This is a genomic window from Halomonas denitrificans (assembly GCF_003056305.1).
In the GTDB taxonomy this organism is placed as follows: Bacteria; Pseudomonadota; Gammaproteobacteria; order Pseudomonadales; family Halomonadaceae; genus Halomonas; species Halomonas denitrificans.
Genome location: NZ_PYVX01000001.1, coordinates 329,957 through 343,779 on the forward strand (window position 1 = coordinate 329,957; position 13,823 = coordinate 343,779).

The 13,823-nt window shown below is 68.0% G+C and carries 15 protein-coding genes; 9 read left to right on the plus strand and 6 right to left on the minus strand.

The window, feature by feature from the left end; all coding sequences use genetic code 11:
* Positions 1-16: 16 nt before the first annotated feature.
* Together C9F13_RS01455 and purU are read right to left on the minus strand one after the other, a co-directional pair.
* On the minus strand, positions 17-688 hold the full coding sequence (locus C9F13_RS01455) for an energy-coupling factor ABC transporter permease (protein ID WP_108444462.1): 672 nt from the start codon (positions 686-688) through the stop codon (positions 17-19).
* Between the two features lie 86 nt (positions 689-774).
* A complete protein-coding gene (gene purU / locus C9F13_RS01460; protein WP_108444463.1) occupies positions 775-1,629 on the minus strand; it encodes a formyltetrahydrofolate deformylase in 855 nt (284 codons plus the stop codon).
* A 154-nt stretch (positions 1,630-1,783) separates the two neighbouring features.
* Here purU and C9F13_RS01465 point away from each other — a divergent pair, with 154 nt between their 5' ends.
* The 9 genes from C9F13_RS01465 to C9F13_RS01505 all read left to right on the plus strand — a co-directional run bounded on the left by C9F13_RS01465 (position 1,784) and on the right by C9F13_RS01505 (position 10,850).
* Positions 1,784-2,749, plus strand: a complete 966-nt coding sequence (locus tag C9F13_RS01465; protein ID WP_108444464.1) for a LysR family transcriptional regulator — start codon at positions 1,784-1,786, stop codon at positions 2,747-2,749.
* 90 nt (positions 2,750-2,839) lie between these two features.
* Entirely contained in the window at positions 2,840-3,874 is a 1,035-nt protein-coding gene (dctP, locus tag C9F13_RS01470) for a TRAP transporter substrate-binding protein DctP (protein WP_108444465.1), read from the plus strand.
* Between the two features lie 80 nt (positions 3,875-3,954).
* Positions 3,955-4,446 carry a TRAP transporter small permease gene (locus C9F13_RS01475; protein WP_108444466.1) on the plus strand — a complete coding sequence of 164 codons (492 nt, stop codon included), beginning with the start codon at positions 3,955-3,957 and terminating at the stop codon, positions 4,444-4,446.
* Positions 4,443-5,720: a TRAP transporter large permease gene (locus C9F13_RS01480; protein WP_108444467.1), complete on the plus strand. Its 1,278-nt coding sequence runs from the start codon at positions 4,443-4,445 to the stop codon at positions 5,718-5,720. Before C9F13_RS01475 ends, C9F13_RS01480 begins: the two co-directional genes overlap by 4 nt.
* A gap of 16 nt (positions 5,721-5,736) precedes the next feature.
* The gene (locus tag C9F13_RS01485; protein WP_245888677.1) at positions 5,737-6,483 is read left to right on the plus strand and encodes a M15 family metallopeptidase; all 747 of its coding nucleotides are present in this window, start codon (positions 5,737-5,739) and stop codon (positions 6,481-6,483) included.
* A gap of 126 nt (positions 6,484-6,609) precedes the next feature.
* A complete protein-coding gene (locus C9F13_RS01490; protein WP_245888678.1) occupies positions 6,610-7,377 on the plus strand; it encodes an amino acid ABC transporter substrate-binding protein in 768 nt (255 codons plus the stop codon).
* 17 nt (positions 7,378-7,394) lie between these two features.
* Positions 7,395-8,069 (plus strand): amino acid ABC transporter permease, encoded by a 675-nt coding sequence (locus C9F13_RS01495; RefSeq protein ID WP_108444470.1) that lies wholly within the window; start codon positions 7,395-7,397, stop codon positions 8,067-8,069.
* The gene (locus tag C9F13_RS01500) at positions 8,066-8,827 is read left to right on the plus strand and encodes an amino acid ABC transporter ATP-binding protein (protein WP_108444471.1); all 762 of its coding nucleotides are present in this window, start codon (positions 8,066-8,068) and stop codon (positions 8,825-8,827) included. The genes C9F13_RS01495 and C9F13_RS01500 overlap by 4 nt, the downstream gene beginning before the upstream one ends.
* Positions 8,828-9,227: 400 nt before the next feature.
* The gene (locus tag C9F13_RS01505; RefSeq protein ID WP_108445311.1) at positions 9,228-10,850 is read left to right on the plus strand and encodes a ribonuclease J; all 1,623 of its coding nucleotides are present in this window, start codon (positions 9,228-9,230) and stop codon (positions 10,848-10,850) included.
* A gap of 132 nt (positions 10,851-10,982) precedes the next feature.
* Here the strand turns inward: C9F13_RS01505 and C9F13_RS01510 are convergent, their stop codons facing one another.
* The 4 genes from C9F13_RS01510 to moaC form a co-directional block, all read right to left on the minus strand.
* Positions 10,983-11,273, minus strand: a complete 291-nt coding sequence (locus C9F13_RS01510) for an H-NS family histone-like protein (RefSeq protein ID WP_108444472.1) — start codon at positions 11,271-11,273, stop codon at positions 10,983-10,985.
* Between the two features lie 258 nt (positions 11,274-11,531).
* Positions 11,532-12,524 carry a GTP 3',8-cyclase MoaA gene (moaA, locus tag C9F13_RS01515; RefSeq protein ID WP_108444473.1) on the minus strand — a complete coding sequence of 331 codons (993 nt, stop codon included), beginning with the start codon at positions 12,522-12,524 and terminating at the stop codon, positions 11,532-11,534.
* The gene (gene moaE / locus C9F13_RS01520) at positions 12,521-12,976 is read right to left on the minus strand and encodes a molybdopterin synthase catalytic subunit MoaE (protein WP_108444474.1); all 456 of its coding nucleotides are present in this window, start codon (positions 12,974-12,976) and stop codon (positions 12,521-12,523) included. The genes moaA and moaE overlap by 4 nt, the downstream gene beginning before the upstream one ends.
* A 3-nt stretch (positions 12,977-12,979) precedes the next feature.
* The gene (gene moaC / locus C9F13_RS01525) at positions 12,980-13,816 is read right to left on the minus strand and encodes a cyclic pyranopterin monophosphate synthase MoaC (protein WP_108444475.1); all 837 of its coding nucleotides are present in this window, start codon (positions 13,814-13,816) and stop codon (positions 12,980-12,982) included.
* Positions 13,817-13,823 lie beyond the last annotated feature (7 nt).

Sequence of the window (13,823 nt, forward strand, 5' to 3'; positions counted from 1 at the left end):
CTTGGCCGCTTGCGGCTTACTTCGTATCGATATAGCGGTGGTCGTTGAAGGTGGCGACCCAGCCAGGGTGGTAGACGAGCAGGATGCTCAGCAGCATGCCGGTGATGAAGGCCTCGGAGGGCATCAGCAGCGGCAGGAAGCGGGCGTACTCGAGCGCCTGGCGCAGCGCCTCGGCGTCACTGGCCCCCAGCGCCATCAGCCCCACGGCGGTGAGGCCGGCGGCCAGGGTGGCGAGCGCCGAGCCGAAGAAGCCACAGACGAACAGGAAGACCATCAGGTTATCGGGCAGGCGGCGGTCGACCAGCCGCCAGACGATGCCCATCACCAGCGCCGGCACCACCCCGGTGATCACCACGTTGACGCCGAGCAGCGGCCAGTCGATGCGCCCCAGCAGCACCATCGCCACGTTGATGGCGGTGATCGAAAGCAGCGCCAGCGGCGCCTTGAAGATCAGCGTCAGCAGCGCGGTGAACATCAGGTGCAGGGTCAGCCAGTCCACGGCCTGGGCGCGCAGCTGCCAGAGCAGCATCACCATGACGGTCGCGGCCAGCCAGCGGTGCTGCAGGGCGGTATCGGCGATCAGCGCCGCCCAGGGCCGCCGGCTCAGCGCCAGGCCAACCACGGCCAGCGAGACCAGGCCGCACAGCCACAACAGCCAGGGGGCGAGCACCGGTTCGGCAAGCGTCATCTCGACTCCCTCTGGTTCGCGCCACTCACCTCGCGCTTCACCTGCTATTCACCCTCCGCTTCACTTCGCGATCGTCGGCCCGGCCGTCACGCGAAGACCACGGTCTTGTTGCCGTGAATCAGCACCCGATCCTCCAGGTGCCAGCGCAGGCCGCGGGCCAGCACCGCCTTCTCCACGTCGCGGCCGAAGCGCACCAGGTCCTGGGGCGTGTGGCAGTGGCTGACCCGATGGATGTCCTGCTCGATGATCGGGCCGGCATCGAGTTCCTCGGTGACGTAGTGGCAGGTGGCGCCGATCAGCTTCACGCCGCGCTGGTGCGCCTGGTGGTAAGGCCGGGCGCCGGCGAACGACGGCAGGAAGCTGTGGTGGATGTTGATCATGCGGCCCCGGAAGTGCTCGCAGAGCGCCGGCGGCATGATCTGCATGTAGCGGGCCAGCACCACGCAGTCGGCGCGCGCCTCCTCGACCAGCCGCTCGACCTCGGCGAAGGCGGTCGGCTTGTCGTCGGCCTTGACCGGCACGTGGTGGTAGGGAATGCCGTGCCACTCCACCAGGCCGCGCATGTCCTCGTGGTTGGAGATCACCCCGGCGATGTCGCAGTCGAGCTCGCCCGCCGTCCAGCGGTAGAGCAGGTCCACCAGGCAGTGGGTCTCCCGCGACACCATCAGCACCACGCGCCGCCGCTGGCGGGTGTCGGTGAGCGCCCAGGTCATGTCGAACTCCTCGGCGATCGGCGCGAACGCCTCGCGCAGCGCCTCCGGCGGCATGCCCACCGAGTCGGCCAGGATCTCGTAGCGCATGAAGAAGCGACCGCCCTCCAGGTCGGAGTGCTGGCTCGCCTCGGTGATCGAGCCGCCGTGCCCGGCGATGAAGTTGGAGACCCTGGCGACGATGCCCAGACGGTCCGGACAGGAGACCACCAGGCGGTAGTAGTGTGACATCGAATGATCCCGCGTTGCGGCAGTGACTGGGAGCAACAGTGTAGCCAAAACAGGGGCTTCGGGCACGCCCGGGCTGCCGAGGCGCCGGCCGTGGGGTAAGCTGTCCGCGGTCGCATCGCGACCCTTCCCTGAACCAGACGAGGCACTAGCGGCGATGCTCAATACGCGGGCCCTCTCCTACCTGAGCGAGGTGATACGTCGCGGCTCGCTGCGCAAGGCGGCCACCCACCTCGACGTCGACGTCTCGGCCATCAGCCGCCAGATCCGCCACCTCGAGGAGCACCTCGACACCCGGCTGCTGGAGCGCCATGCCGGCGGCATCAAGGTGACCGAGGCGGGTCGCCTGCTCGTGGATCACCACCACCGCCAGCAGGCGGCGGAGGACGCCGTGATCTCGCGCCTGTCGGCCCTTCAGGGGCTGGTCAGCGGGCAGGTGCGCATCGCGGTGGGCGAGGGCTTCATCGGCGATCTGATCGCGGCCCCCCTGCAGTCCTTCATGAACGCCTATCCGGGGATCGAGCTGGAGGTGGTGATGGCCGGGGTCAACGAGGCCATGGCGCTGGTCAAGGACCGCGAGGTGGAGCTCGCCCTGCTCTACGCCCCGCCGGTCGACCCGCTGCTGACCTGCCATGTCGAGACGCGCCAGCCCCTCGACCTGATCGTGCCCGTCGACCATCCCCTGGCCGCCCTCGGGCGCCCGGCGCGGCTGCAGGACCTGGTGGGCTGGCCTGTCGGCCTGATCGACAACCCCTTCGGCATGCGCCAGATGGTCAACGCCGTGGCCCATCAGGAGCGGGTGCATCTGCAGGCTCGCCTGCATACCAACTCGGTGGCCGTGCTCAAGAACTTCGTGCGCTGGGGCACGGGGATCACCTTCATGCCCGAGCTGACCGTGGCCGAGGAGGTACGCCAGGGCGATATCACCGTGCTGCCCATGGCCCATCGCGTGCTCAGCGACGCCCGCGCGCAGATCGTGAGCCTCACCGGGCGCGAGCTCACCGTGGCCGCCAACGCCTGCCTCGAGCATCTCTGCCGGGGCATGCGCTTCTTCAACGCCGACGCCCCTCGGCTGCTGGAGGCCGAGCGTTGTCGAAAAACCAACACTCAGCGGTTTGATTAGTCAACGCATCAACGCATAGTCTGCCGATGAGTCGCCCGACAGGCCGCGACATCGCCAACAACATCACCAACAAGAACCCGGAGCCCTCGCATGAACCGCACCCGTCCCTTCGCGCTCTCCTCCCTGGCCGCCGCCGTGCTCGCCGCCGGCACCCTGGCCGGCCAGGCCCAGGCCGCCACGACCGTCAACCTGAGCTACAACGGCGCCCCGGATGCCGACAAGAACGCCGTGCACGTCTTCGCCACCCACCTCAAGGAGCTGGTCGAGGAGAAGACCGACGGTGAGCTCGAGCTCACGCTCTACCCCAACAGCATGCTGGGCGAGGAGCAGGAGCGCATGGAGCAGACGATGAACAGCCCCAGCCTGAACATCGCCTCCTTCGCCGGCATGTCGCCGCTGGTCCCGGAGATCTTCGTCAGCGCCATCCCCTTCCTCTTCGAGGACTTCGACTCGGCCCGCACCTTCTTCGACGAGGGCGACTACTGGCAGGCCGTCGAGGGCGACCTGCGCGAGCGCGCCGGCCTCGAGCTGCTGGCGGTGGTCGAGGAAGGCGGCTTCCTGGCCTTCACCAATGACGAGAAGCCGATCTCCTCGCCCGACGACTTCGAGGGGCTGCGCTTTCGCGCCATGGACCCGAGCCAGGTCGCCCTCTACGAGGCCTTCGGCGCCTCCGGCACGCCGATCCCCTGGACCGAGGTCTACATGGCGCTCAAGACCGGCGTCGCCGACGGCCAGATGAACCCGCCGATGTACATCATCCTCGGCAGCCTCTACGAGGTACAGGACTACCTGACCCTGGCCAACATCCAGTACTCGGACCAGTTCCTGGTCGGCAACGGCGCCATGATCGACGGCTGGGACGAGTCGATGCGCCAGGCCTTCCTGGAGGCGGTCGACGAGGCCAACGAGATGGCGCGCGAGCGCAACGCCGGCCGCGTCGACGAGCGCATCGCCTTCCTCGAGGAGCAGGGCATGGAGGTGATTCGTCCCTCCGAGCAGGAACTCGCGGCCTTCCGCGAGCAGGGCCAGCCGGCCTACCTGGAGTGGCTCGGCGAGCAGGGCATCGATCGCGCCTATATCGACATGGCGCTCGACGACGCCGGCATGACCCACCTGGCCGAATAAGCGACACCCGCCTCGCGATCTTCAGCCGTTCGGGCAGGGGCCAGTCCCCTGCCCCATGACAGCTCACGGAATCTCCCCCTATGGCGTTCTTGAACCCTCGCGTACCGGCCATCAGCCGGTCCGTGTCGCTGACGGTGGCCAGCAGCCTGCTGCTGATCGACCTCGCGGTCATCCTCTTCGGCGTCTTCATGCGCTACCTGGCCGGCGGCGCCCCGATCTGGACCGACGAGCTGGCCCGTTTCCTGATCATCGGCAGCGTGCTGCTCGCCGCCGGCGCGGTGTGGGTGGAGGGCGGCCACATGCGCATCGCCCTGATCGAGCGCCTGCTGCCGGCCCGGCTCTGCCGCCTGCTCAACCTCTACCAGTGGCTGCTCACCCTGTGCCTGGCCATCGCGGCGACGATCGTCAGCTATCGCTACGCCCAGTCGGTCTCGATGTTCACCAGCCAGGGCCTCGGCATCAGCCGCACCTGGCCCATGCTCTCCCTGCCGATCGGCTTCGCCCTGCTGGCCTGGCAGGCCCTGTGTCATGGCCCGGCGCCCCTGAAAACGCTCACGGAAGAACCGACATGACCCTGACCATGCTGGCGGTGTTCCTCGCCCACGTCCTGCTGGGCTTCCCGCTCTTCATCTCGCTGCTCGTCACGGCGGTGGTGGGCTTTCTGTTCGTCGACCCCGCCATGATCCCGCGCATGATGCCCCAGCAGTTCTTCGGCGGCATCAACGCCTTCTCGCTGATGGCCATCCCGCTGTTCATCCTGGCCGGCAACCTGATGAACGTGACGCGACTCACGGATCGGCTGATGGCCTTCGCCAGGCTGCTGGTCGGCCACCTGCGCGGCGGCATGGGTCATGTCAACGTGGTCTCCAGCGTCTTCTTCGCCGGCGTTAACGGCTCGGCGGTCGCCGACACCTCGGCGCTCGGTTCGTTGCTGGTGCCGCCGATGCGCAAGGAGGGCTACTCCACCGCCTTCGCCGCCGGGCTCACCGCAGGCAGCTCGCTGATCGGGCCGATCATCCCGCCGAGCATCTTCATGATCCTCTACGCCTCGCTGACCAACACCTCGGTGGGCGACCTGTTCCTCGCCGGCGTCATTCCCGGCCTCCTGCTGGGCGTCGCCTTCATGGCCATGAACGCCTGGTACGCCTGGCACAAGGGGCTCGAGAAGCGTGGTGGGCTGCCCTCGCCACGCGAGCTGGCTGTCACGGCCCTGGGCGCCCTGCCCGCCCTGGTGGCACCCTTCATCATCGTCGCCGGGATCGTCATGGGCATCGTGACGCCCACCGAATCCGGCGCCCTGACGGCGCTCTACGTGGCGCTGTGCGGCCTGGCCCAGGGCAACCTGCGCCTCGCGGAGTTCTGGAAGGCCATCGTCGACACAACCCGGCTCACCTCGGCCATCTTCCTGATCATGGCCGCCTCGGCGACCATCAGCTGGCTGCTCTCCTATGCGCAGGTGCCCAATGAGTTCGTCGCGCTGCTGGCTCCCTACATCGAGCAGCCGGTGGTGATCCTGCTGATGCTGAGCCTGATCACCTTCGTCACCGGGATGTTCATGGAGGAGGTCTCGGCGCTGATGCTGCTGACGCCGATCTTTTCGCCGGTGGCGATCATGGCCGGCATCGACCCGGTGCATCTCGGCATCATCATCACCCTGAACATCACCATCGCGCTGATCACGCCGCCCATGGGCGCCTGCGTCTTCGTCGCCGCCGCGGTCAGCCGCCTGGAGATCACCTCGCTGTTTCGCACCATCTGGCCGTTCGTGGTGACCGCGATCCTGGTGCTGCTGCTGCTGATCCTGTTCCCCTCTTTGACCCTCTGGCTCCCGACCCAGCTCGGTTGAGCCCATGGAGATCGCCGTGAACCGCTCGCTCTCATCCCCCATCGCCCTTCAGGCCGAGCCCGACTGGTCCGTGGTCAGTCGCATCCCCATCGCCGGCAGCGACGAGCCGCTGGTGCCGCTGAGCCTGGCGCCCTCGCCGCTGCGCATCTTCCCGATCTACGCCAAGCAGGACGTGCCCGGCGCGATCAACGAGTGCTACGTCCGCGAGGGGGTCTATCGCCGGCTGATCGCCGTGGCCCGCTCGCTGCCGGCGGGCCTCGGGCTGGTGGTGCTCGACGGCTGGCGCCCCTGGCGGGTGCAGCAGTACCTGTTCGATACCCTGCAGGAGGCGATCCGCTCCCGTCACCCCACCCTCGACGACGAGGCGCTGCTGGCCCGCACCCGCGAGTTCGTCTCCGTGCCCAGTCGAGAGGCGAGCGCGCCGAGCCCGCACCTCACCGGCGGCGCCGTGGACGTGACGCTGTGCGATGCCGACGGCCTGGCGCTGGACATGGGCACCCTGTTCGACGAGGCCGTGCCGGCCTCGCACACCGCCGCGCTGGAGGCGCTTGAGCGTCCCGATGCGCGCGAGCAACAGGCCCGCGACAACCGGCGCCGGCTGTATGGCGCCATGCAGGAGCAGGGCTTCACCAACCTGCCGAGCGAGTGGTGGCACTTCGATGCCGGCGACCAGCTCTGGGCCCACTACAGCGGCCAGCCGCAGGCGCTCTACGGGCCCGCGGAGCTCGAGACCATCGAGAGTCGCTGGCAGCGCCAGTGGTAAGCGGCGTTGAATATTAATAACCAGAGGCTATTGGAAAAACGCTTTCTTATTCTTTAGTGTGAGCGCCCAACACGTCACGATCCCGTGACGGACCTTCTCTCATTGCGAATGTCCAGGAGCCCTCACATGCACAAGCGCATTACCCGCACCCCGCTGGCGATCCTCACCGCCGGCCTGCTCGGCGCCGCCGGCCTGGCCCAGGCCGACGATCACGCCCTCAAGGTCGGCATGTCCGGCGGCTACTTCCCGTTCACCTTCGTCGAGCAGGATGAGCTCCAGGGCTTCGAGGTCGACGTGCTCACGGCGGTGGCCGAGGAGATGGGCGTGGAGGTCGAGTTCGTCACGGCGAACTTCTCGGGCCTGTTCGGCATGCTCGAGTCCGGCCGCATCGACACCATCGCCAACCAGATCACCATCACCGAGGAGCGGGAGGCCAAGTACGCCTTTACCGAGCCCTACGTCTACGACGGCGCCCAGGTGGTGGTGAAGGCCGGCAACGAGACGATCCAGGGCGTCGAGGACCTCAAGGGCAAGACCGTTGCCGTCAACCTCGGCTCCAACTACGAGCAGCTGCTCAACGAGCTGCCCTACGCCGACGAGATCGAGATCCGCACCTACGAGAGCAACATCGAGCAGGACACCGCCCTGGGTCGTGTCGACGCCTTCGTGATGGATCGCGTCAGCGCCAGCCAGGTGATCAAGGAGAAGCCGCTGCCCCTGGCACTGGCCGGCCAGCCCTTCTCCGAGATCCGGAATGCCCTGCCCTTCCGCGACACCGAGGAAGACCGCGCCCTGCGCGACCGGGTCAATGCGGCGCTCGCCACCCTGCGCGAGTCCGGCGAGCTGCGCGCGATCTCGGAGCAGTGGTTCGGCAGCGACATCACCACCCCGTGAGGCGCTGAGCGGCTGACATGTCCGTGCTCGATCTCGACTACATGCTGGGGCTGGTGCCCATCCTGCTGCGCTACCTGCCGCTGACGCTGCAGATGGCCGCCGTGGGCATGGCGCTGGCCCTGATCCTGGCCTGCGGCCTGGCGGTGATTCGCGTGCTGCGCATCCCGGGCCTCAACGCCGCCACCCTGCTGTTCATCTCCTTCTTTCGCGGCACGCCGCTGCTGGTGCAGCTGTTCCTGTTCTACTACGGCCTGCCCCAGCTGCTGGCGTTCCTGACCCAGATCAACGGCGTGACCGCGACCATCATGGGCCTGACCCTGCACTTCTCGGCCTACATGGCGGAGTCGATCCGCGCCGCCATCGTCGGGGTCGATCGCAGCCAGACGGAGGCGGCGCTCTCCATCGGCATGACCAACGGCCAGCTGATGCGCCGCATCGTACTGCCCCAGGCGACCCGGGTCGCGGTGCCCACGCTGATGAACTACTTCATCGACATGATCAAGGCGACCTCGCTGGCCTTCACCCTGGGCGTCACCGAGCTGATGGGCGCGACCCAGAAGGAGGCTGCCGGCAGCTTCCTCTACTTCGAGGCCTTCATCACCGTGGCGATCTTCTACTGGGGAATCGTCGAGCTGCTGGCCTGGGTCCAGCGGCGCCTGGAAACCCGGCTCAACGAGGCATACCGTCGATGATCAAGGTAGAAGGACTCATCAAGCGCTTCGGCGGCCAGCCGGTGCTCGACGGCATCGATCTCGCCATCGAGCAGGGCGAGATCGTCGTCATCATCGGTCCCTCGGGCACCGGCAAGTCGACGCTGCTGCGCTGCCTCAACTTCCTCGAGCGCCCGGACGCCGGCCGGCTGACCATCGGCGACCTGGAGGTGGACGTCACCCGCGCGACCCGCGCCGACATCCTGTCCGCCCGGCGGCGCACCGCCTTCGTCTTCCAGAACTATGCGCTGTTCGCCAACAAGACGGCGCTCGAGAACATCGCCGAGGGGCTGATCGTCGTCAATCGCTGGCCCAAGGCGCGAGCCCATGCCCGGGCCCGGGAGATCCTCGAGCGCATTGGCCTCGCCGACAAGGCCGACGCCTACCCCGCCTCGCTCTCCGGCGGCCAGCAGCAGCGGGTCGGCATCGGCCGCGCCATGGCGGCCCAGGCCGAGGTGATCCTCTTCGACGAGCCGACCTCCTCGCTGGACCCGGAATGGGTCGAGGAGGTGCTTGGCCTGATGAAGCAGCTCGCCACCGAGCGCCAGACCATGCTGGTGGTGACCCACGAGATGAGCTTCGCCCGGGACGTGGCGGACCGGGTGATCTTCATGGAGGGCGGGCGCATCGTCGAGCAGGGGCCGCCCGACCAGCTCTTCCGCGCGCCGAAGGATCCCCGCACGCGGGACTTCCTGCGCCAGGTGTTGGCCACCCAGGTCGCCCTGGACGTCCCCGAGTAGGCTGTGTCCAAAAACTGGCAGCGTTGACCGGATAGACCTGCGCCGCGCAGGGTTATCGCCGTTCTCGAAATCATGGTGCGCTGGGGACAAGCCGAAGAGGAGGTCCTACGCCATGGATGGCGTCGGTAGCGCCCAGGGAAGGGTTCACAGCGCCTCCTCGACGGTCCGGCGCTCCGGGGCTAGTCGCCAGCTCAACTCGACCTACCGAGCTGTCAAAGGCTCTGCGATATCCCCGCCGCGCCGGAGGGTCGCGTTGTGGGGCGCGGCGGCCATCCCGTATAGTGTTCGTACACGTTTTCAGGCCCACGCTTCCTCGATGCCACAGCCCCGCGTCCAGATCCGTCCCCGCCGCCGCCCGCCGCTGCACTTCCTGCCGCTGGGGGGCTGCGGCGAGATCGGCATGAACCTCAGCCTTTACGGCTTCGGCGAGCGGAAGGCGGGCCAGACAGGCGGCGAGGACGACTGGATCGCCGTGGACTGCGGCATGATGATCCGCCAGGACCTGCCGGACAATCCGCTGCAGGTCCCCGACCTCTCCACCCTCGAGCGACTGTCGATCCGGCCCCGGGCGCTGATCATCACCCACGGCCACGAGGACCATATCGGCGCCGCCGCCTGGCTGTGGCCCAAGTGGGGCTGCCCGATCCACGCCACGCCGCTGGCGGCGGGCCTGCTGCGGGCCAAGTTCGTCGAGCGCGGGCTCGCCACCGACGCCATCCGGGTGATCGAGCCCGGCGAGGCGCTGGAGACCGGCCCCTTCACCCTGCGCTTTCTGCCGCTGACCCACTCGATCCCCGAGAGCTGCGCGCTGCTGATCGCCGCGGGCGAGCATCGGGTGCTGCACACCGGCGACTGGAAGCTCGACCCCGAGCCGCTGATCGGCCCGCCGATCTCGGCCGCCACCTTTCGCGCCATCGCGCCGGTGGACCTGGTGGTGGGCGACTCCACCAACGCCCCCTTGCCCGGCCACTCGCGAAGCGAAGGCGAGGTCGCTGAGGCCCTGGCCCGCACCATCGCCCGCTGCGAGGGCCGTGTGGTGGTCAGCTGCTTCGCCAGCAACCTCGCCCGGGTGCTGGCCATCGGCCGCGCCGCCCAGCGCTGCGGGCGGCGGGTCAGCCTGATGGGGCGCTCCATGGAGCGCATGGTCGGCGTGGCGCGCCAGCTGGGCTACATGGACGACCTGCCGCCGCTGGTGCCGGTCGCCGACCTCGGATACCTGCCGCCCGAGGAGGTGCTGGTGATCGCCACCGGCAGCCAGGGCGAGCCCCGGGCGGCGCTGTCACGCCTGTCGCGGGGGCGCCATCCCCACTTCGAGCTGATGGCCGGCGACACCGTGATCTTCTCGGCCAAGGCGATTCCCGGCAACGAGCGGCTGATCCAACGCCTGAAGGCAGGACTCCGACACTTCGGCGTGCATCTCTTCGATGAGGACAATCATCCCGAGCTGCACGCCTCGGGCCACCCGGCCCAGGAGGAGCTGAACACCTTCTATGGCTGGATAATGCCGCGTCACCTGCTGCCGGTGCACGGCGAGGCCCGCCACCAACGGGCCCACCAGTCGCTGGCGGCGTCGCTGGGCATCCAGGCTCCGGTGATCCCGACCAACGGCGACCTGATACGCCTGGATGCCGACGGCCTCTCCCTCACGGCACGCCACCCCCAGCAGCCGCACATCGTCAGCCAGGATGCGGTCGCCGCCCTGCCGGGCCTCGGGGGCAATGACGGCGGGCAGCGCGCCCGCCACGGGAGCCTCTACCTCGCCCTCTCGGTGGCCGCCACCGACGCGGGCTGGACGCGGATCGGCCGGCTGATGCTCGATGCCAGCCAGGCGAGCCCCATGGACGAGACCGCGTTCGCCGACTGGCTGGATGACTGCCTGGACGAGATCGAGGTGGATTCCCTGGCGGAGCTGCGCCTGGCGCTGCAGCCCCGGCTGCTCGGCTGGCTGGCCGATCACCTGCACCGGGTGCCGGAAGTGCACCTGCAGATCCTCGCCGTGGAAGCGGAGCTGCTGGGCAAGTAACGCACAGGTGATGGTGGGAGTTCTGGTGGGAGCGATGCCGGCGGGCAATCGCCTGGCACGTCGAGATGGCGACCCGATGGCTATCGGGCAATCATCACCGCGCCTCCGGGAAAAGGCGCGGCAGAAACCGACTCACGACTTGCTGGCGTTCTTCGGCGGACGACCGCGCTTGCGGGTGGGCTGTTCGGTCACCAGATCATCCAGGGAGAGGCCAGCCTCGTTGATCTGCTCGCGGATCTCAGCGAGCTTCCTGGCCTTCTCGGCTTCCTCTTCCTGGCGCTGAATTTCCTCGTCCTTCTTCTGCTCGATGACCTCACCGATGACCTCGGCCAGCTTGTGCAGCTGCTCCATGCTGAGCTGGCGTGCCGCGGCACGAGCCACGTTCTTGTTGCGGGCGATGCGCTCCAGGGTTTCGCTGGACATTGGCGGTCTCCATGCCGAATGTTGGAATGTCGCAAAGGGATGTTACACGTCAAAAGTATATGCACTGATGCCACATTGGCAAGAAGCATGGCGGGAAAATCGCGGCGTTGAGAGGCCAAAAAGCGTGCCGATATGCCGCGGCAAACGAGCAGGATTCGAGACCCGGTGCGGCGATTAGCGGGCAGAAAACAGAGCGGGCGACACCCAAGTGTCGCCCGAAAAAAACCTGCCGGCTCCGGCCGGCGTTACCGAAGCGGCTCAGCCGCCGGTCATGTTCATGAAGCGCACCACCTGGACATCGCCATCGGTGGTGAAGTGATGACGCTCGGGCTTCAGCGGCATGGCCCGCACGATGGCCGACTTCACGGCCTCGATATCCCCCGGGTAGCGACGCAGGACAGCGCGCAGGTCCACGGAGTGCTCGTTGCCGAGGCAGAGCAGCAGGCGCCCCTCCACCGTGACGCGCACCCGGTTGCAGGTGTCGCAGAAGTTGTGGCTGTGGGGCGAGATGAAGCCGACCCGCGATTCGCTGTCAGGCATCATGAAGTAGCGCGACGGCCCGGGGGTCGACTCGGTGGTGGGAATCAGCTCATGGCGCGTCTGGATAAGCGCCTGCACCTCGTCGCTCGAGCAGAAGGTTTCGGCCCGGGAGTGGTCGGAGACATCGCCCAGCGGCATCTCCTCGATGAAGCTGATATCGAGCCCCTCGGCGCGGGCGAAATCGACCAGGTCGATCACCTCGTCGTCGTTGCGCCCCTTGAGGATCACCGCGTTGAGCTTGATGCGCTCGAAGCCGGCCTCCCGGGCGGCACGAATGCCCGCGATGACCTTGTGCAGGTCGCCGGTGCGGGTGAGACGCCGGAAGCGCTCGGGGTCCAGCGAATCGAGACTGATATTGAGCCGCTTGAGGCCGCCATCGCGCAGGCGGCCGGCGAACTTCGGCAGGCTCGCGCCGTTGGTGGTCATGGCGAAATCCTTGAGACCGGGCAACGCGCCGATGTCATCGACCAGCCGATCGATGTCGCGACGCACCAGGGGCTCGCCCCCGGTCAGGCGGATCTTCTCCACGCCCAGTTCGGTGAAGGCGCGGGCCACCGTCGCCAGCTCCTCGAGGGTCAGCACCTGGGCCCGCGGGAGGAAGGTCATCTCCTCGCTCATGCAGTAGACGCAGCGAAAGTCACAGCGATCGGTGACCGAGATGCGCACATAGCTCACCCGTCTGCCGAAATCGTCGATCAACTCATCGGTCATGAAGAGAACTCCCAGCGACGGGCATCTTGATGATCCCCGTCGCGTTCCGACACCCAATAGTCCCCGCTGGCCGTGTGCTCCTTCTTCCAGAAAGGAGCGCGGGTCTTGAGATAGTCCATGATGAAGTCGCAGGCCTCGAAGGCGGCGCGTCGATGGGCACTGGCGACCACTACCAACACGATAGGGTCCGCAGGGGCCAGGCGTCCAATCCGGTGAATCACCGTCACCCCCTGCAGCGGCCAGCGAGTCTCGGCCTCCTCGACGATCGCCTGGAGGGCGGCCTCGGTCATCCCCGGGTAGTGCTCGAGGGTCAGGGCCTGGACCTCGGGGCGCTCGTTGAAGTCGCGCACCAGCCCCGTGAAGCTCACCACCGCCCCGACATCGCTGCGATCGTCGAGGAGTGCGCGCTGCTCGGCGCCGGCGTCGAAGGTCTCCCGCTGCACGCGTATCATCGTTCAGCCTCCGGTAACCGGGGGAAAGAAGGCGACCTCGTCGTTGTCGGTCAACGGCGTGGCATCGCCGGCCATCACCTGGTTGACGGCGCACAGCACGCGCCCCTGGTCGAGCCCCTCGAAGCTCGGATCCTGCGCCTTGAGCGCGGCCTTGAGGCCCGCCACATCGGCGCTCGGCAGGTCGTTGAAGGGCACCGAGACGTCGCCGACCCCGAGGCGCTCACGCAGCTCGGCCAGGCACTTGACCCGGATGCAGGGGGCGGCGATGTCGCAGCGGGTGCCCACCGAGACCTCCCCCGCAGCCCCCTCGCCGGTGACGATGGGCGCCGCGGCGGCCTCGATCACCGAGGTGGCCGGCGCCGAGGGCGCCTCGCGCCGGTAGTCGCCGGACTTGCCGCCGGTCTTGGTCTCCAAGTGAATGGCGCCGATCTCCATCTCCTTGTCCACCGCCTTGCACATGTCGTAGAGCGTCAGGCAGGCCACGGAGACCGCGGTCAGGGCCTCCATCTCGACGCCGGTCCGGCCGTTGAGGCGGCAGGTCGCGGTGACGTGCACGCAGGCGTGCTTCTCGTCGAGGTCGAAGTCGACGGCTACCTTGGAGAGCGCCAGGGCGTGGCAGAGGGGAATCAGCTCGTGGGTGCGCTTGGCGGCCTGGATGCCGGCGATGCGCGCCGTGGCCAGGACGTCGCCCTTGGGCAGCCCGCCCTCGGCGAGCAGCGCCAGGGTCGCGGGCCGCATGCGGATGAGCCCGGAGGCCGAGGCTTCCCGGCGACTCTCCGGCTTGTCGGCCACATCGACCATGTGGGCCTCGCCGCGGGCATTGAGATGGGTCAGGGACATGGAATCG